General features: G+C 66.2%; 20 protein-coding genes. 18 read left to right on the forward strand and 2 right to left on the reverse strand.

The features are described 5' to 3' along the window. The first annotated feature begins 10 nt into the window (after positions 1-10). The 18 genes from mlaD to VARPA_RS06280 all read left to right on the forward strand — a co-directional run bounded on the left by mlaD (position 11) and on the right by VARPA_RS06280 (position 14,045). Complete coding sequence (gene mlaD / locus VARPA_RS06195; RefSeq protein WP_013539703.1) at positions 11-505, forward strand: outer membrane lipid asymmetry maintenance protein MlaD; 495 nt, start codon at positions 11-13, stop codon at positions 503-505. A gap of 26 nt (positions 506-531) precedes the next feature. Continuing rightward, positions 532-1,278: a VacJ family lipoprotein gene (locus VARPA_RS06200; protein WP_013539704.1), complete on the forward strand. Its 747-nt coding sequence runs from the start codon at positions 532-534 to the stop codon at positions 1,276-1,278. A 174-nt stretch (positions 1,279-1,452) separates the two neighbouring features. Continuing rightward, a complete protein-coding gene (locus tag VARPA_RS06205; RefSeq protein WP_013539705.1) occupies positions 1,453-2,112 on the forward strand; it encodes an MlaC/ttg2D family ABC transporter substrate-binding protein in 660 nt (219 codons plus the stop codon). Between the two features lie 15 nt (positions 2,113-2,127). After that, the gene (locus VARPA_RS06210) at positions 2,128-2,403 is read left to right on the forward strand and encodes an STAS domain-containing protein (RefSeq protein WP_013539706.1); all 276 of its coding nucleotides are present in this window, start codon (positions 2,128-2,130) and stop codon (positions 2,401-2,403) included. Positions 2,404-2,436: 33 nt separating this feature from the next. Next, positions 2,437-3,384 (forward strand): ABC transporter ATP-binding protein, encoded by a 948-nt coding sequence (locus tag VARPA_RS06215; RefSeq protein WP_013539707.1) that lies wholly within the window; start codon positions 2,437-2,439, stop codon positions 3,382-3,384. Between the two features lie 5 nt (positions 3,385-3,389). Next, positions 3,390-4,145: an ABC transporter permease gene (locus VARPA_RS06220; protein ID WP_041943354.1), complete on the forward strand. Its 756-nt coding sequence runs from the start codon at positions 3,390-3,392 to the stop codon at positions 4,143-4,145. Positions 4,146-4,164: 19 nt separating this feature from the next. Further along, the gene (locus tag VARPA_RS06225) at positions 4,165-4,407 is read left to right on the forward strand and encodes a BolA family protein (RefSeq protein ID WP_013539709.1); all 243 of its coding nucleotides are present in this window, start codon (positions 4,165-4,167) and stop codon (positions 4,405-4,407) included. A 39-nt stretch (positions 4,408-4,446) separates the two neighbouring features. Then, a complete protein-coding gene (gene murA, locus VARPA_RS06230; RefSeq protein ID WP_013539710.1) occupies positions 4,447-5,736 on the forward strand; it encodes a UDP-N-acetylglucosamine 1-carboxyvinyltransferase in 1,290 nt (429 codons plus the stop codon). Beyond that, positions 5,733-6,389: an ATP phosphoribosyltransferase gene (hisG, locus tag VARPA_RS06235; RefSeq protein ID WP_013539711.1), complete on the forward strand. Its 657-nt coding sequence runs from the start codon at positions 5,733-5,735 to the stop codon at positions 6,387-6,389. Before murA ends, hisG begins: the two co-directional genes overlap by 4 nt. Then, entirely contained in the window at positions 6,386-7,756 is a 1,371-nt protein-coding gene (hisD, locus tag VARPA_RS06240) for a histidinol dehydrogenase (protein WP_013539712.1), read from the forward strand. The genes hisG and hisD overlap by 4 nt, the downstream gene beginning before the upstream one ends. A 37-nt stretch (positions 7,757-7,793) precedes the next feature. Then, on the forward strand, positions 7,794-8,627 hold the full coding sequence (locus tag VARPA_RS06245; protein ID WP_013539713.1) for a hypothetical protein: 834 nt from the start codon (positions 7,794-7,796) through the stop codon (positions 8,625-8,627). A gap of 5 nt (positions 8,628-8,632) precedes the next feature. Continuing rightward, positions 8,633-9,004 (forward strand): hypothetical protein, encoded by a 372-nt coding sequence (locus tag VARPA_RS06250; protein ID WP_013539714.1) that lies wholly within the window; start codon positions 8,633-8,635, stop codon positions 9,002-9,004. Positions 9,005-9,011: 7 nt separating this feature from the next. Further along, on the forward strand, positions 9,012-9,677 hold the full coding sequence (locus tag VARPA_RS06255; protein ID WP_013539715.1) for a suppressor of fused domain protein: 666 nt from the start codon (positions 9,012-9,014) through the stop codon (positions 9,675-9,677). Continuing rightward, positions 9,670-10,752: a histidinol-phosphate transaminase gene (gene hisC, locus VARPA_RS06260; protein ID WP_013539716.1), complete on the forward strand. Its 1,083-nt coding sequence runs from the start codon at positions 9,670-9,672 to the stop codon at positions 10,750-10,752. The genes VARPA_RS06255 and hisC overlap by 8 nt, the downstream gene beginning before the upstream one ends. After that, complete coding sequence (gene hisB / locus VARPA_RS06265; RefSeq protein ID WP_013539717.1) at positions 10,749-11,357, forward strand: imidazoleglycerol-phosphate dehydratase HisB; 609 nt, start codon at positions 10,749-10,751, stop codon at positions 11,355-11,357. The genes hisC and hisB overlap by 4 nt, the downstream gene beginning before the upstream one ends. Positions 11,358-11,376: 19 nt before the next feature. Then, complete coding sequence (hisH, locus tag VARPA_RS06270) at positions 11,377-12,036, forward strand: imidazole glycerol phosphate synthase subunit HisH (RefSeq protein ID WP_013539718.1); 660 nt, start codon at positions 11,377-11,379, stop codon at positions 12,034-12,036. A 63-nt stretch (positions 12,037-12,099) separates the two neighbouring features. Further along, the gene (gene hisA, locus VARPA_RS06275) at positions 12,100-12,843 is read left to right on the forward strand and encodes a 1-(5-phosphoribosyl)-5-[(5-phosphoribosylamino)methylideneamino]imidazole-4-carboxamide isomerase (protein ID WP_013539719.1); all 744 of its coding nucleotides are present in this window, start codon (positions 12,100-12,102) and stop codon (positions 12,841-12,843) included. A 29-nt stretch (positions 12,844-12,872) separates the two neighbouring features. Further along, positions 12,873-14,045: an AAA family ATPase gene (locus VARPA_RS06280; protein WP_013539720.1), complete on the forward strand. Its 1,173-nt coding sequence runs from the start codon at positions 12,873-12,875 to the stop codon at positions 14,043-14,045. 15 nt (positions 14,046-14,060) lie between these two features. Here the strand turns inward: VARPA_RS06280 and VARPA_RS06285 are convergent, their stop codons facing one another. Together VARPA_RS06285 and VARPA_RS06290 are read right to left on the reverse strand one after the other, a co-directional pair. After that, positions 14,061-14,975: an amino acid ABC transporter substrate-binding protein gene (locus VARPA_RS06285; protein WP_013539721.1), complete on the reverse strand. Its 915-nt coding sequence runs from the start codon at positions 14,973-14,975 to the stop codon at positions 14,061-14,063. Positions 14,976-14,983: 8 nt separating this feature from the next. Beyond that, the gene (locus VARPA_RS06290; RefSeq protein ID WP_013539722.1) at positions 14,984-16,291 is read right to left on the reverse strand and encodes a dicarboxylate/amino acid:cation symporter; all 1,308 of its coding nucleotides are present in this window, start codon (positions 16,289-16,291) and stop codon (positions 14,984-14,986) included. Positions 16,292-16,451 lie beyond the last annotated feature (160 nt).

Genomic DNA, 16,451 nt, shown 5'->3' on the forward strand with positions numbered 1-16,451 from the left:
AGTGCAAACCATGCAACGTTCCAACAACGACATCTGGGTCGGCCTTTTCGTGCTCATCGGCGCGGCGGCATTGCTGTTTCTGGCGCTGCAGTCGGCCAATCTGCTGAGCCTGAATTTCCAGAAGACCTACACGGTCACCGCGCGCTTCGACAACATCGGTGGTTTGAAGCCACAAACCGCGGTCAAGAGCGCAGGCGTGGTGGTTGGACGGGTGGAATCCATCGCGTTCAACGACAAGGCCTTTCAGGCCGACGTGACGCTGGCACTTCAAAACCGTTACAGTTTTCCCAAGGACAGCTCGCTCAAGATATTGACCAGTGGCTTGCTCGGCGAGCAGTACATCGGCATCGAAGCGGGCGCCGAGGAGAAGAACTTGCAAGCCGGCGACACCATCACTTCGACCCAATCGGCCGTGGTGCTAGAAAACCTGATCAGCCAGTTCCTTTACAGCAAGGCGGCCGAAGGGGGCTCGAATACGGCGCCGGGAACAGCCAACAAAAAATGACATCACGACTCTTTGCATCGAATGCTATGAAAAACATAGCGACTACTGCTCGCTGGGCCATTGCAGCCGCCGCTCTGGCGAGCGCCGCCGGATGCGCCACCGGGCCGAACGCCAATCCGGTCGATCCGTTCGAACCCTTCAATCGCGGCGTCACGCGCTTCAACGAGACGGTCGACAACGCGGTCTTCGTGCCAGTGGCCACGGCTTACCAGCGTGCATTGCCGTCGATGGTTCGCACCGGCGTGGACAACTTCTTCAACAACCTGGGCGACGTCTGGAATCTCGCCAACAACGTCGTGCAGCTCAAGCTGCAAGGCAGCGCCGAGACCTTCATGCGGCTCAATGTCAACACGTTCTTCGGGCTTGGCGGCCTGCTCGACGTGGCGACCGAGGCGGGCATCCCCCGCCACGAAGAAGACTTCGGGCAGACGCTGGGCTACTGGGGCGTGGGCGCCGGCCCCTATGTAGTGCTGCCGTTGCTGGGCCCATCGACGCTGCGTGACACCGCCGCGTTGCCGGTGGACCGCTTGGGCGATCCGGTTTCGCAGATGAACGACGTGGCCTGGCGCAATTCGCTCACCGTGCTGCATGCCGTCGACACGCGCTCGCAGTACCTGCGCGCCGGCCGTCTGCTCGGCGAAGCAGCGCTCGACAAGTATTCGTTCACACGGGATGCATTCCTGCAGCGGCGCCGCAGCCAGGTCTACGATGGCAATCCGCCGGACGACGGTGCAGGCAACAGCCCCGCAGAAGACGGCACCGAAAGTAAATAAGAGCCAAGAAGCGCGGAAGCGGACGATGAAGCCGCTTGCATCCGGTTGCAAGGCTTCACCTGCGCTTCAGGAACCCGGTCGGCCCCGGGCCTGTCGAATCCGTTCTTGTCGCAGCACCCCTTGCTTTGTGCGATCCGGGTGCTTCGTCGATTTTTCAAATTTGAGGGACTCTCCATGAACAACAAGATCTTGCTGCAACGACGCGATATGAGCCGACTGGTCCTGGCCGGGGCCCTGCTGCTGGGCGCTGCCACCGCCTTCGTCCGTCCGGCCTACGCCGCCGATGAGGCACCCGACGCGCTGGTCAAGCGCCTGTCGAGCGATGTGCTCGATACGATCAAGGCCGATTCGTCGATCAAGGCCGGCGACGTCAACAAGATCATGCTGCTGGTCGACAGCAAGATCATGCCCAACGTCAACTTCCAGCGCATGACGGCTTCGGCGGTCGGCCCGGCCTGGCGCCAGGCCACCCCCGAGCAGCAAAAGCGGCTGCAGGAAGAGTTCAAGGCCCTGCTGGTTCGCACCTACGCCGGCGCGCTCGACCAGGTGGTCGACCAGACCGTCACCGTGCGCCCGTTCCGCGGCTCGGCCGACGACAAGGAAGTGCTGGTCCGCACCGAGATCCAGGGCCGCGGCGAACCGGTGCAGCTCGACTACCGCCTGGAGAAGACGCCAGGCCAGGGCGCAGGCTGGAAGGTCTACAACCTGAATGTGCTGGGCGTCTGGCTGGTCGACACCTACCGCACGCAGTTCGCGCAGGAAATCAACAAGAGCGGCATCGACGGCCTGATCACCGCGCTGGCCAGCCGCAACAAGAGCAACACCAAGAGCTGACCGGCCGACATCGCCATGCTGGTCCTGCCCACCAAGCTCACCCACGACGAGGCCCCGGCCTGCATGCGCATGCTGCAGCAGGGGCTGAAGGGCCAGACGGATTCGTCGTCCACGGTGGTCGATGCCACCGCGCTGGCGCAATTCGATTCGTCGGCGCTGGCGGTGCTGCTCGAGTGCCGGCGCGAGTCCAGCGCGCTGGGCCGCGGCTTCTCGGTCAAGGGCCTCTCGCCGCGCCTGCGCGAACTGGCAGCGCTGTACGGCATCGCGGGCCTTTTGCCCGCCGCGCCCTGAAAAAGTAACGGCCCCTTAAAATCGCGGGCTCCCATGCCCGCGATCTCATTCCAATCGGTCTCCAAGACCTACCCCCCCTCCAGACAGCAGAAAGCCCAAGGCAAACAAGGCTTGCGCGCGGTCGACGAGGTCTCCTTCCAGATCGAGCCGGGCGAGTTCTTCGGCCTGCTCGGCCCCAACGGCGCCGGCAAGACCACCCTGATCAGCATGCTCGCGGGCCTTTCGCGGCCCACGTCCGGCGCCATCAGCGTGCATGGTTTCGACGTGCAGCGCGACTACGCCGAGGCGCGCCGCCAGCTGGGCATCGTGCCGCAGGAACTGGTGTTCGACCCCTTCTTCAACGTGCGCGAGTCGCTGCGCATCCAGTCGGGCTACTTCGGCATCAAGAACAACGACGACTGGATCGACGAGCTGCTGCACAGCCTCGGTCTCACCGACAAGGCCACGGCCAACATGCGGCAGCTCTCGGGCGGCATGAAGCGCCGCGTGCTGGTGGCGCAGGCGCTGGTGCACAAGCCGCCCGTCATCGTGCTGGACGAGCCCACGGCAGGCGTCGACGTCGAGCTGCGCCAGACGCTCTGGCAGTTCGTCGCCAGACTCAACAAGCAGGGCAGCACCGTGCTGCTCACCACCCATTACCTCGAAGAGGCCGAGGCGCTGTGCAGCCGCATCGCGATGCTCAAGCTGGGCCGCGTGATCGCTCTCGACCGCACCAGTGAACTCCTGAAATCGGCCGCGAGCAACGTGCTGCGCTTCAAGACCGATGCGATGCTGCCCTGGGCCATTGCCCAGCACGCGCGAATCACCGGGCGCATCGTGCAGCTGCCGGCGCAGAACGCCCATGAAGTCGAACAACTGCTGGCCGCGATCCGCGAAGCCGGCGTCGCGGTGGAAGACGTGGAAATGCGCAAGGCCGACCTGGAAGACGTGTTCATCGACCTGATGGCGGGCGAGCAGACCCCGCTGGAGGTCGCAAGATGATGGCAGTGACCGGTTGGCGCGCGCTGCTCTACAAGGAGACGCTGCGCTTCTGGAAGGTCGGCTTCCAGACCGTCGGTGCGCCGGTGCTCACCGCGCTGCTCTATTTGATGGTGTTCGGCCATGTGCTCGAAGACCATGTGAAGGTCTACGGCTCGGTCGGCTATACGGCCTTCCTGGTGCCGGGGCTCGTGATGATGAGCGTGCTGCAGAACGCCTTTGCGAACAGCTCGTCCTCGATCATCCAGAGCAAGATCATGGGCAACCTCGTGTTCGTGCTGCTCACGCCGCTGTCGCACTGGGGCTGGTTCTTCGCCTACGTGGGCTCGTCGATCATCCGCGGGCTGGCCGTGGGGCTTGGCGTATTCGTGGTCACCGTGTTCTTCGCGATGCCGAATTTCGTGGCGCCGGTCTGGATCGTCGTTTTCGCGCTGTTGGGCGCTGCGATGCTGGGTACCCTCGGCCTCATCGCCGGCCTCTGGGCCGAGAAGTTCGACCAGATGGCCGTGTTCCAGAACTTCCTGATCATGCCCATGACGTTTCTCTCGGGCGTGTTCTATTCGATCGGCTCGCTGCCGCCGTTCTGGCAGAGCGTGAGCCACCTGAACCCGTTCTTCTACATGATCGATGGCTTTCGCTACGGCTTCTTCGGCGTGAGCGACGCCTCGCCCTGGCTGAGCCTGGGCATCGTCGGCACCGCCTGGCTGGTGGTGAGCGCGATTGCTGTTCATCTCCTTCGTATCGGCTACAAAATCCGAGGCTGAAAGCCTCCTTCCAGACCCCATGACCGCCGAACAACTCCAGGCCCTGATCCAGTCCCATCTCCCGTGCGAGCACATCTCGCTGGAGGGCGACGGCCGACATTGGTACGCGACCATCGTCTCGGCCGAATTCGAGGGCAAGCGCGCCATCCAGCGCCACCAGCGGGTCTACGCCACCCTCGGTGCGAAAATGCACACCGACGAAGTGCATGCGCTCTCGATGAAAACCTACACGCCGGCCGAATGGGCGGCGGTGGAAAAGTAAATTCCGGCCCCCGGGCCACCCCATTTCGCTGGATCCTCGATGGACAAACTTCTGATTCGCGGCGGGCGCCAGCTTCGCGGCGAGGTACTCATTTCCGGCGCCAAGAATGCCGCGCTACCCGAGCTGTGCGCGGCGCTGCTGACCGACCAGCCCGTGACGCTGCACAACGTGCCCCGACTGCAGGACGTGTCGACCATGCTCAAGCTGGTGCGCAACATGGGCGTCGTGGCCGAGCGCGACGACAACGGCACCGTGCAACTGAACGCTGGCGATCTCACCAATCCCGAAGCCCCTTACGAGCTGGTCAAGACCATGCGCGCCTCGGTGCTGGCGCTCGGCCCGCTGCTCGCGCGCTTCGGACACGCCAAGGTGTCGCTGCCCGGCGGCTGCGCCATCGGCTCGCGCCCCGTCGACCAGCACATCAAGGGCCTGCAGGCGATGGGCGCCGAGATCGTGGTCGAGCATGGCTACATGATCGCCAGCCTGCCGGCAGGCCGCACCCGCCTGAAGGGCGCGCGCATCCTGACCGACATGGTCACCGTCACCGGCACCGAGAACTTCCTCATGGCCGCCGCGCTGGCCGAGGGCGAGACGCTGCTGGAAAACGCAGCGCAGGAGCCCGAGATCGTCGACTTGGCCGAGATGCTGATCCGCATGGGCGCCAAGATCGAAGGCCATGGCACCAGCCACATCCGAATCCAGGGCGTCGAGAAGCTGCACGGCTGCGAGCACGCCGTCGTGGCCGACCGCATCGAGGCCGGCACGTTCCTCTGCGCCGTCGCGGCCACGGGCGGCGAGGTGTTCCTGCGCCACGCCCGCCCCGACCACATGGACGCGGTGATCGACAAGCTGCGCGACGCCGGCTGCGCGGTCGCGCCGGAAGAGGGCGGTGTGCGCATCAGCTCCAAGGCCCCGGCCAGCGAGCACCTGAAGGCGCAGAGCTTCAGCACCACCGAATACCCCGGTTTCCCCACCGACATGCAGGCCCAGTTCATGGCGCTGAACGTGATTGCGCGCGGTGCCTCGATGGTCACCGAAACGATCTTCGAGAACCGCTTCATGCACGTGAACGAGATGGTGCGCCTGGGCGCGACCATCCACGTCGAAGGCAAGGTCGCGATGGTCGAAGGTGTGCAGCAACTGTCGGGCGCCACGGTGATGGCCACCGACCTGCGCGCCTCCGCCAGCCTCGTGATCGCCGGCCTCGTGGCCGAGGGCGAGACGCTGATCGACCGCATCTATCACCTGGATCGCGGGTACGACCGCATGGAGGCCAAGCTGCGCGGCCTCGGTGCCGACATCGAGCGCGTGACCGGAGCCGCCGCATGATCACGCTCGCTCTCTCCAAAGGCCGCATCTTCGAAGAGACGATGCCCCTGCTGGCCGCCGCCGGCATCGAGGTCACCGAAGACCCCGAGAAGTCGCGCAAGCTGATCCTGGAAACCACCCGCCCCGACGTGCGCGTGGTGCTGGTGCGCGCTTCCGACGTGCCCACCTACGTGCAGTACGGCGGCGCCGACCTCGGCGTGACCGGCCTCGACGTGTTGCTGGAAAACGGCAACCAGGGCATGTACCAGCCGCTGGACCTGCGCATCGCGGCCTGCCGCCTGAGCGTGGCCGTGCGCGCCGACTACGACTACGCCTCGGCCGTGCGCCAGGGCTCGCGCCTGCGCGTGGCGACCAAGTACGTGGGCCTCTCGCGCGAGTTCTTCGCGAGCAAGGGCGTGCACGTCGACCTCATCAAGCTCTACGGCAGCATGGAACTCGCGCCGCTCACGGGCCTGGCCGACGCCATCGTCGACCTGGTCTCCACCGGCAACACGCTCAAGGCCAACCACCTCGTGGAGGTGGAACGCATCATGGACATCAGCGCCCGGCTGGTCGTCAACCAGGCCGCGCTCAAGCTCAAGCGCGAGCCGATCCGCCGCATCATCGACGCCTTCGCGTCGGCCATTCCTCCCGCCCAATCTTCCGCCCCATGACTCTGAAAGCAGCCCCCGCCCGTCTCTCCACGACTTCAGCCAGCTTCGACGCTGAATTCAAGGCGCGGCTGCATTGGTCCGCGGATGCGGATGCTGCGATCGAGAAAGTGGTGGCGGACATCCTGGCCGATGTGCAGACGCGCGGCGACGATGCGGTGCTGGAATACACGCGCCGTTTCGACGGGCTGGGTGCCGCGTCCGTGCCGGAACTCGAACTGACACAAGCCGATTTCAAGGAAGCTTTCGACTCGCTGCCCGAAGACCAGCGCGCTGCGCTACAAGCCGCGGCCGACCGCGTGCGCAGCTATCACGAGGCGCAGAAGAAGGCCAGCGGCGAGAGCTGGAGCTACCGCGATGCGGACGGCACGCTGCTGGGCCAGAAGGTCACGCCGCTGGACCGCGTCGGCATCTACGTGCCCGGCGGCAAGGCGGCCTATCCGTCCAGCCTGCTGATGAACGCGATCCCGGCGCATGTGGCCGGCGTTGGCGAAATCATCATGGTCGTGCCGACCCCCGTGAAGGGCAGCGTCGCGACGGGCGGCGCGGGCGGGCAATCGTCGACGAAGGGCGAGCGCAACGTGCTGGTGCTCGCCGCCGCCTACGTGGCCGGCGTCACCCGCGCCTTCACCATCGGCGGCGCCCAAGCCGTGGCAGCACTCGCATATGGCACCGCCACCATCCCGGCGGTCGACAAGATCACCGGCCCCGGCAACGCCTACGTGGCGGCCGCCAAGCGCCGCGTGTTCGGCACCGTGGGCATCGACATGATCGCGGGCCCGAGCGAGATCCTCGTGCTGGCCGACGGCACCACGCCGCCCGAGTGGGTGGCGATGGATCTCTTCAGCCAGGCCGAGCACGACGAGCTGGCGCAGAGCATCCTGCTGTGCCCCGACGCCGCCTACATCGAGCGCGTGCAGGCCGAAATCGACCGCCTGCTGCCCACCATGCCGCGCGCGGAAATCATCGCCGCCTCGCTCAACGGCCGCGGCGCGCTGATCCACACGAAGAGCATGGAAGAGGCCTGCGAGATCAGCAACCGCATCGCCCCCGAGCACCTCGAAGTGAGCAGCAGCGAGCCGAACCGCTGGGAGCCACTGCTGCGCCACGCCGGCGCGATCTTCCTGGGCGCCTTCACCAGCGAGAGCCTGGGCGACTACTGCGCCGGCCCGAACCACGTGCTGCCCACCAGCGGCACGGCGCGCTTCTCCAGCCCGCTGGGCGTCTACGACTTCCAGAAGCGCTCCAGCCTGATCGAGGTGAGCGAAGCCGGCGCCCAGGTGCTCGGCCCGATCGCCGTGACGCTGGCGGAGGGCGAGGGCCTGCAGGCGCACGCCGAAGCCGCCCGGATGCGGCTCAGTAAGATCTGACGCTCCAATAACCCCGTTCCCGGGAGGAGCAAGCCAGATGATTCAACGTCTCTATCGTTCGCGGTTTTTCCGTTTCGCCGCCAGCCTGGTTGCAGGTGCCGCCTTGCTGGCCGCCTGCAGCCCGATGCCGCAGACGCGCACCCAAACGGCCGCGATGTCGGCAACCCCCAGCGCAGCGCCGGCCGCACCCGCGCCCGCACAGTTGGGCACCCAATGGGGCGAGGGCATCGAGTCGAAGACCCGTACCGTCGTGGCCAAGCGGCTGTCCGAGCAGCCCGATGAAGTGGCTTCGGTGGGCTACAACGAAGCGTCTGCCGTGCGCCGCGACGTGGGCAGCAACCCCGAGCGCCGGCTCAACCTGCAGCTGGCCCAGGGCGACGTCGAATGGTCGGTGCTCGATGAGAGCAATCGCCCGCTGCCGCTGCAGCGCGCGCGCCGCGGCAATAGCAGCAGCGACATGTTCCGCCTCGCCGGCGTCGAAGGCGCGCGCTACACGCTGCGCTTTCGCAACTTGAGCGACCGCAGCTACGAGGTGATCGCCACCGTCGACGGCCTGGACGTGCTCACCGGCAAGTCCGGGAGCCTGCGCAACGGCGGCTACGTGCTGCGCCCGCAGGAGACGCTGAACATCGAGGGCTTCCGCAAGAGCCAGAGCGAGGTCGCGGCCTTCCGCTTCGCCACCCCGGGCCGCGCCTATGCAGCGAACACCGAAGCGGGCGATGTGCGCAACATCGGCGTGATCGGCGCCGCGCTGTTCGAGCTCGAACAGCCCCAGGCTCCGCGCCGTCCGCGCCGCGATGCCACGCCGCCGCAGCCCAGCGCCTTCCCGGCCGATGGCGCCTATGCGCCGCCGCCGCGCTACCGCAAGTAAATGCCATGAAGAACAAGCGCGCCGCCCGTCTGTCGATGTTGGGATTCGTGCTGGCCCTCGCGGCCGGCACCGGTGCGCAGGCCATGACCCTCCGCGAGTTCCACACGCTCGAGGTCAAGGAAAAGAAAGAGGGCAAGGCTTACGCGAGCTACTACCTCGTGGGCGTGCTCGAAGGCCTGCGCGAAGCCAGCGACACCGCGCGGCGCACCGGGCAGAAGCCGCTGTTCTGCGTCGATGGCCGCCGGCTCGAGCCCTCGATGGCGCGTTCGCTCTTCCAGGCCGAGCTCAAGCGCAACGCCGAGTTGTACGAGGCCGACATGCCGGTGCAGCTGGTGTTGTCGAGCGCGCTGCAGAACAGCTTCCGGTGCGCGTCCTGATCCCGCCATGTTCGACAAGTTGAAAAAGGCCCTGATGGGCGGCGCCGCGAATGCGACGCCCACACGCGCCCAAGTGCGGCTGCAGGCCATGCTCGACGCACTGGAAGACGAGCCCGAGCAGACCTTCCTGGACAGCGCCGACGCCGAGCACCGGGTCGACATCCACGCCTTCGGCCGCAACTTCGTCGAAGACGGCGAATCGGCCGACGACGGAGGCTACGTGCTCGTCACCAACGGCATGAGTGACCGCCTCATGCCCGTGCCGCCCGCTAGCGTGCCCGAAGGCATGACGCGCGCAGCCGAGCTGGTCTGGTACGTGCGCGACCTGAACCCCGAATACATCTCGAACCTGCGCTGGCTCGCCAAGCTGCCGGCCTTCGACCGCTTTTTCCTCGCCAGCGGCCACCGCGTGCCGATGCCCGAGCCACCGCTGTCGTTCTGTGGGTTCCAGACCTTCTTCTTTCTCACGCCGATCTACGGCCCCGACGCGCGCATGCTCTCGGGCGTCACGGTCGATGAAGGCGAGGCCGTCGCCACGTTGACCGTCAACCTCATCTCCGAAGCCGAATACGCGCTGGTCAAGCGCGAGGACGGGCTCGGCGAACTGCTCGACCTGTTCGACGCCAACGACCACCCGATGGTCTTCGACCCCCAGCGAATCTCCTATGTCTGACTCTCTCCCCGCGCTCCAGCGCATCCGCGCCGACGTGCGCGCCATGCATGCCTACGCCGTGCAGGACGCGCGCGGCTTCATCAAGCTCGACGCGATGGAAAACCCCTTCGGCCTGCCGCACGCGCTGCAGGCCGAACTCGGCGCGCGGCTCGGCGCGCTGGCGCTCAACCGCTATCCGGGCGACCGCGGGGCCGACCTGCGGCGCGCGCTGGCCACCCACGCGCAGATGCCCGAAGGCTTTTCGCTGATGCTGGGCAACGGCTCGGACGAACTGATCTCGCTCCTGGCCATCGCCTGCGACCAGCCCGGCGCCGCGGTGCTCGCGCCCGTGCCCGGCTTCGTGATGTATGCGATGAGCGCCCAGCTGCAGGGCCTGCGCTTCGCCGGCGTGCCGCTCACGGCCGACTTCGAGCTGGACGAGGCCGCCATGCTGGCCGCCATCGCGCGCGAGAAGCCCGCCATCGTCTACCTCGCCTACCCGAACAACCCGACCGCCAATCTCTGGGACGATGCGGTCGTCGAGAAGATCGTCGAAGCCCAGGGCGTGCAGGGCGGGCTGGTGGTGATCGACGAGGCCTACCAGCCCTTCGCCGCTCGCAGCTACATCGACCGGCTCGCGAAGCACGGCCACGTATTGCTGATGCGCACGCTCAGCAAGTTCGGGCTGGCGGGCATTCGCCTGGGCTACCTCATGGGGCCCGCTGCGCTGGTCGCCGAGGTCGACAAGGTGCGTCCGCCCTACAACATCAGTGTGCTCAACTGCGAGTGCGCGCTGTTCGCGCTGGAGCACGCCGAGGTGTTCGAGGCACAGGCCAAACAGATCCGCGAGGAGCGCGAGCGCCTGATGATCGGCCTGGGCCGGCTGCCCGGCGTGAAGACCTGGCCGAGCGACGCCAACATGGTCCTTTTGCGCGTGCCCGATGCCACCAAGACTTTCGAGGGCATGAAGGCCCAGGGGGTCCTGGTGAAGAACGTTTCTAAAATGCACGAACTGCTGGCAAATTGCCTGCGCCTCACCGTCGGAACGGCCGACGAGAATGCGCGGATGCTGGCGGCACTCGAAGCCTCACTATGACCACCCCACAGAGCACCGACCGCACCGCGTCGGTCACCCGCAACACCGCCGAGACGAAGATCACCGTCAGCGTGAACCTCGACGGCACCGGCAAGGCGAAGCTCGCCACCGGCATCGGCTTCTTCGATCACATGCTCGACCAGATCGCCCGCCACGGGTTGATCGACCTCGACATTGACTGCCAGGGCGACCTGCACATCGACGGCCACCACACGGTGGAAGACGTGGGCATCACGCTCGGGCAGGCCGTGGCCCAGGCCATCGGCGACAAGAAGGGTATCCGCCGCTACGGCCATGCCTACGTGCCGCTGGACGAAGCGCTCAGCCGCGTGGTCATCGACTTCTCGGGCCGCCCGGGCCTCGTGATGCATGTGCCCTTCACCAGCGGAATGATCGGCACCTTCGACAGCCAGCTCACCTACGAGTTCTTCCAGGGTTTCGTGAACCACGCCTTCGTCACGCTGCACATCGACAACCTCAAGGGCGTCAACGCGCACCACCAGTGCGAGACCGTCTTCAAGGCCTTCGCCCGTGCCATGCGCGGCGCGCTGGAGCTGGATCCGCGCTCCGTCGGCGTCATTCCCTCGACCAAGGGTTCGCTCTGAAAGCCGCTGGCGAACAGCTATGAAATCTGTAGCAACGAATTCCGTCGCCGTGGTCGACTACGGCATGGGCAACCTGCACTCCGTGTCGCAGGCCGTGCGCCATGCGGCCGACCAGGTGGGCGTGGAGGTGTTCGTCACCTCGGACCCGGACGTGGTCCGCAAGGCCACGCGTGTGGTGCTGCCGGGGCAGGGCGCGATGCCCGACTGCATGCGCGAGCTGCGCGATTCCGGTCTTCAGGAATCCGTGCTCGAAGCGGCGGCGAACAAGCCGCTCTTCGGCGTTTGCGTCGGCATGCAGATGCTGCTGTCGCGCAGCGACGAAGGCCCGACCGACGGCCTTGGCCTCATACTGGGTGAGGTCATCAAGTTCGAATTGGCCGGCCGGCTGCAGGCCGACGGCAGCCGCTTCAAGGTGCCGCAGATGGGCTGGAACCAGGTGCGCCAGGCCCAGCCGCACGCGGTGTGGGCGGGCATACCGGACCAAAGCTATTTCTACTTCGTGCACAGTTTCTTCGCGCGGCCGGCCGACGCCCGGCACAGCGTGGGCGAGGCCGATTACGGCGCGAGCTTTACCGCAGCCATCGCACGCGATAACATTTTTGCCACCCAGTTCCACCCGGAGAAGAGTGCGGACCATGGGCTGCAGCTCTATCGCAACTTCCTCCACTGGAACCCCTGAACCATTTTTTCCGACCGGGCCGAACCTTCCACAGCCCGGCTTTCGCTCACTCGCGTCACTTCCATGCTCCTCATTCCCGCCATTGATCTCAAAGACGGCCACTGCGTTCGCCTCAAGCAGGGCGACATGGACCAGTCCACCATCTTCAGCGAAGACCCCGCCGCCATGGCCCGCAAGTGGGTCACCGCCGGTGCGCGGCGGCTGCACCTGGTCGACCTGAACGGCGCCTTTGCCGGCAAGCCGCAGAACCACGCGGCGATCAAGGCGATCCTGAAGGAAGTCGGCGACGACATCCCGGTGCAACTGGGTGGCGGCATTCGCGACCTGGACACCATCGAGCGCTACATCGACGACGGCCTGCGTTACGTGATCATCGGCACCGCCGCAGTCAAGAACCCGGGGTTCCTCAAGGACGCGTGCAGCGCCTTCGGCGGCCACATCATCGTGGGCCTGGACGCCAAGGACGGCAAGGTCGCCACCGACGGCTGGAGCAAGCTCACGGGCCACGAGGTGGCAGACCTCGGCAAGAAGTTCGAGGACTACGGGGTCGAATCGATCATCTACACCGACATCGGCCGCGACGGCATGCTCTCGGGCATCAACATCGAGGCGACCGTCAAACTCGCGCAGGCGCTGACCATTCCGGTGATCGCCTCGGGCGGCCTCTCGAACATGGCCGACATCGACCAGCTCTGCGCGGTCGAGTTCGAAGGCGTCGAGGGCGTGATCTGCGGACGCGCCATCTACTCGGGCGACCTCGACTTCGCCGCCGCGCAAGCCCGCGCGGACGAGCTGGCCGGCGCCTGAAGCCTTTTTCCTCTAAAGCCCTGTAGCGCGTGCTCTCCGCGCTCGCCATTGCCAACTACCGCTCGCTGCGCCAGCTGACGGTGCCGCTCGGCCGCCTCACGGTTGTGACGGGCGCCAACGGCAGCGGCAAGTCGAGCGTGTACCGCGCGATGCGCCTCTTGGCCGACATCGCCAATGGCGGTGTGATCCGCTCGCTGGTGCGGGAGGGCGGGCTGTCTTCCACGTTGTGGGCCGGGCCGGAGAGCTTTTCTGCCGCGATGCTGCGGGGCGAGATGCCGGTGCAGGGCACGAGGCGCAACGAGCCCGTCGCGCTGAAGCTGGGGTTCGCCGGCGCCGAGTCGGAGGATTTCGGATACGCGATCGACATCGGCCTGCCGCCGCCGATTCCCTCGACGGCTTTCTCGCGTGACCCGCAGATCAAGCACGAGGCGATCTGGAGCGGCCCGCTGCTGCGGCCCTCGACCCAACTGGTCGACCGCAAGGGTGGCGCGCTGCGCCTGCGCGAAGGCAAGGGCTGGCAGGCCGTGGGCCGGCCGATCCCGGCCTTCGCCAGCATGATGACGGAGCACGCCGACCCGCGCGATGCGCCCGAGATGCTCACGCTGCGGGAGCAAATGCGCTCCTGGCGCTTCTACGATCATTTCCGCTCCGACGCCGATGCACCCGCGCGCCTGCCGCAATTGGGCACCTACACGCCGGTGCTCGCCAACGACGGCGCCGACCTGGCCGCGGCGCTGCAGACCATCCGCGAGATCGGCGACGGCGAGGCACTCGACCGTGCCGTGGACGATGCCTTTCCAGGTGCCCGCGTCGAAGTCGAGGCCGAAGGCGATCGCTTCCAGACGCTGATGCACCAGCACGGCCTCCTGCGGCCCCTGACGGCCGCCGAACTCTCGGACGGCACCCTGCGCTACCTGTTGTGGATCGCGGCGCTGCTCACGCCCCGGCCGCCCGCGCTGCTGGTGCTCAACGAGCCCGAGACCAGCCTGCATCCCGACCTGCTGCCGGCGCTCGGCCGTCTCATCGCGCAGGCGGCGCGCCAGTCGCAGGTGATCGTGGTGTCGCACGCGGCGCGCCTGATCGCCGCGCTGGACGACTGCGAAGGCCTGCAACCGGTGGTGCTCGAAAAGCAGTTCGGCGAGACCCGCATCGCGAACCTCGACATGAGCGAGATCCCGCGCTGGGAGTGGCCAGCGCGGTAAGGAAGCGTCGGGCGCCTACTCGGCCTTCACCGACATCGTCTGGATGATCGTCTCCAGCTGCGCACTCATCGGCAGGTTGATGCTCTCGCCCGAGGGCAGCTTGCGCAGGAACCAGCGCTTGTATTGCCGCTCGATCTCGCCGTCTTCCGCCAGCACCTGGAAGGTGTCGTTGACCACCTTGGCCAGCTGCGCATCGCCCTTGCGGTACATGATCCCGTAGGGGTCGTACGAGAGGAAGTCGCCGACCACCTCGTAGTCGGCCTTGGCGGCGTCCTGGGCGATGAGGCCGTAGAGCAGCACATCGTCGGTCGCGAAGGCATCGGCCTGGCCGCTCTTCACGAGCCCGAAGGATTCCGCATGGTCGCGCGCCACCTGCAGGTTGATGCCGAGCTTGAACTTCTCCGACAAATCGCGCAGCGTCTTCTCGTTGGTGGTGCCGGCGGTCACGGCCACCTTCTTGCCGGCCAGGTCGCGGAACGACTTGATCGGCGCGCCTTTCTTCACCAGCACCTTGGTGCCCGAGACAAACATCGTCGGCGAGAAGCTCACGCGCTTCTGGCGTTCGAGGTTGTTGGTGGTGGAGCCGCACTCCAGGTCGACCTGGCCGCTGGCGACCGCGTCGATGCGCGAATCGGACGTGACGGGCACCCACTTGATCGTGAGGCTCTTGTTGACCGTGTCCTCGATGGCGGTGACCAGCGCGCGGCACAGTTCGATCGAATAGCCGATCGGCTCCTTGCGCGCATTGAGGTACGAGAAGGGCACCGACGACTCGCGGTAGCCGATGGTGATGGCGCCGGTCTCGCGCGCCTTGGCGAGGGTGCCGGTGAGCTGTTCCTGCGCGTGCGCCGGTGCGGTGGCAAGCGAGGCAGCCGCCAGCAATCCGGCAAGAAGAACCGACAGAACCGACCGCGTGGCCTTGGGCTTCATGGCGCGCCTCACGCGTGGGCCGGATGGGCGAGGGTGGCGTTGGCCTCCTCGTCGAGCGCCTTGGCGTTGACCTCGGCATCGCCCTCGGAGAGCAGTTCGCCCTCCCATTTGGCGACCACCGCGGTGGCGATGGAATTGCCCACCGCGTTCGTGGCCGAGCGGCCCATGTCGAGGAAGGTGTCGACGCCCAGGATCAGCAGCAGGCCGGCCTCGGGAATGTCGAAGTGGTTGAGCGTCGCGGCAATCACCACCAGCGAGGCGCGCGGCACGCCGGCCATGCCCTTGGAGGTGAGCATGAGGATCAGCAGCATCGTGACCTGCGTGCTGATCGGCATGTGGATGTCGTAGGCCTGCGCGATGAAGAGCACGGCGAAGGTGCAGTACATCATCGAGCCGTCCAGGTTGAACGAGTAGCCCATCGGCATCACGAAGCTGGATATCTTGCGCTTCACGCCGAAACGGTCGAGCGCCTGCAGGATCTTGGGGTACGCCGCCTCGGAACTCGCGGTGGCGAACGAGAGCAGGAAGGCTTCCTTGATGAGCACCAGCAGCTTGAACACGCGCGGTCCGAGGAACAGCAGGCCGGCCAGGATGAGCACGGCCCACAGCACGAACAGGCCCAGGTAGAAGTCGCGCATGAACACGGCGAACTTGATGAGAATGCCCAGCCCGTTCACGGCGACCGTGGCAGCCATGGCGGCCAGCACCGCCAGCGGCGCGAGCTTCATGACGTAGCCCGTGATCTTGAGCATCGCGTGCGAGAGCTCCTCGATTGCGGCCACCAGCGTCTTGGCCTTGTCGCCGAGCGAGGCCAGCGCCACGCCGAAGAACATCGAGAACACCACGATCTGCAGGATCTCGTTGTTGGCCATCGCCTCCACGAAAGACTTGGGCACCGTGTGGCTCACGAAGTCCTTGAAGGTGAATTTGCTGGTCGCGAGGTTGGCCGAGGCGCCGATGTCGGGCAGCGGCAGGCCCAGGTTCTCGCCGGGCTTGAGCAGGTTGGCCATGACCAGGCCGATGACCAGCGAAATGAGTGAGGCGGTGAGAAACCAGCCGATGGCCTTGCCGAACACGCGGCCCACCGATTTGGCATCGCCCATGTGCGCGATGCCCACCACCAGCGTGGAGAACACCAGCGGGCCGATCAGCATCTTGATGAGGCGCAGGAACACGTCGGAGACGATGGAAACGTAGTCCGCGATTTCCTTGGCAGCCTTCTTGTCCGGAAAGCTGGTGAAGATCATGTAGCCCACGATGATGCCCAGCACCATGGCGATCAGGATCCATGCCGCCATCGGCAATTTTTTCTTCATGCGTATCCCCTTTGTCGTGTGAGAGTGGTTTTTGTCGAAGGCTCGGGACCGACCTGCACCTTGTCCCCTCGTGCAAGCAGGCACAGGGTATCCAAAGAGGAGCGGGGCGCGCAATGGCTTCCAGTGCCAATTCCGTGCCATGGCACGGGCGCTGCCTACA

Origin of the sequence: Variovorax paradoxus EPS (genome assembly GCF_000184745.1) — a bacterium.
Lineage (GTDB): Bacteria > Pseudomonadota > Gammaproteobacteria > Burkholderiales > Burkholderiaceae_C > Variovorax > Variovorax paradoxus_C.

Bases quoted from the DNA above. Each gene is read 5' to 3' on its own strand.
- hisH (WP_013539718.1), top strand. From the start codon at position 11,377: ATGAAATCTGTAGCAACGAATTCCGTCGCCGTGGTCGACTACGGCATG.
- VARPA_RS06215 (WP_013539707.1), top strand. From the start codon at position 2,437: ATGCCCGCGATCTCATTCCAATCGGTCTCCAAGACCTACCCCCCCTCC.
- VARPA_RS06225 (WP_013539709.1), top strand. From the start codon at position 4,165: ATGACCGCCGAACAACTCCAGGCCCTGATCCAGTCCCATCTCCCGTGC.
- hisA (WP_013539719.1), top strand. From the start codon at position 12,100: ATGCTCCTCATTCCCGCCATTGATCTCAAAGACGGCCACTGCGTTCGC.
- VARPA_RS06255 (WP_013539715.1), top strand. From the start codon at position 9,012: ATGTTCGACAAGTTGAAAAAGGCCCTGATGGGCGGCGCCGCGAATGCG.
- VARPA_RS06210 (WP_013539706.1), top strand. From the start codon at position 2,128: ATGCTGGTCCTGCCCACCAAGCTCACCCACGACGAGGCCCCGGCCTGC.
- hisG (WP_013539711.1), top strand. From the start codon at position 5,733: ATGATCACGCTCGCTCTCTCCAAAGGCCGCATCTTCGAAGAGACGATG.
- hisD (WP_013539712.1), top strand. From the start codon at position 6,386: ATGACTCTGAAAGCAGCCCCCGCCCGTCTCTCCACGACTTCAGCCAGC.
- VARPA_RS06285 (WP_013539721.1), bottom strand. From the start codon at position 14,975: ATGAAGCCCAAGGCCACGCGGTCGGTTCTGTCGGTTCTTCTTGCCGGA.
- hisB (WP_013539717.1), top strand. From the start codon at position 10,749: ATGACCACCCCACAGAGCACCGACCGCACCGCGTCGGTCACCCGCAAC.
- mlaD (WP_013539703.1), top strand. From the start codon at position 11: ATGCAACGTTCCAACAACGACATCTGGGTCGGCCTTTTCGTGCTCATC.
- VARPA_RS06200 (WP_013539704.1), top strand. From the start codon at position 532: ATGAAAAACATAGCGACTACTGCTCGCTGGGCCATTGCAGCCGCCGCT.
- VARPA_RS06290 (WP_013539722.1), bottom strand. From the start codon at position 16,291: ATGAAGAAAAAATTGCCGATGGCGGCATGGATCCTGATCGCCATGGTG.
- VARPA_RS06250 (WP_013539714.1), top strand. From the start codon at position 8,633: ATGAAGAACAAGCGCGCCGCCCGTCTGTCGATGTTGGGATTCGTGCTG.
- murA (WP_013539710.1), top strand. From the start codon at position 4,447: ATGGACAAACTTCTGATTCGCGGCGGGCGCCAGCTTCGCGGCGAGGTA.
- hisC (WP_013539716.1), top strand. From the start codon at position 9,670: ATGTCTGACTCTCTCCCCGCGCTCCAGCGCATCCGCGCCGACGTGCGC.
- VARPA_RS06245 (WP_013539713.1), top strand. From the start codon at position 7,794: ATGATTCAACGTCTCTATCGTTCGCGGTTTTTCCGTTTCGCCGCCAGC.
- VARPA_RS06205 (WP_013539705.1), top strand. From the start codon at position 1,453: ATGAACAACAAGATCTTGCTGCAACGACGCGATATGAGCCGACTGGTC.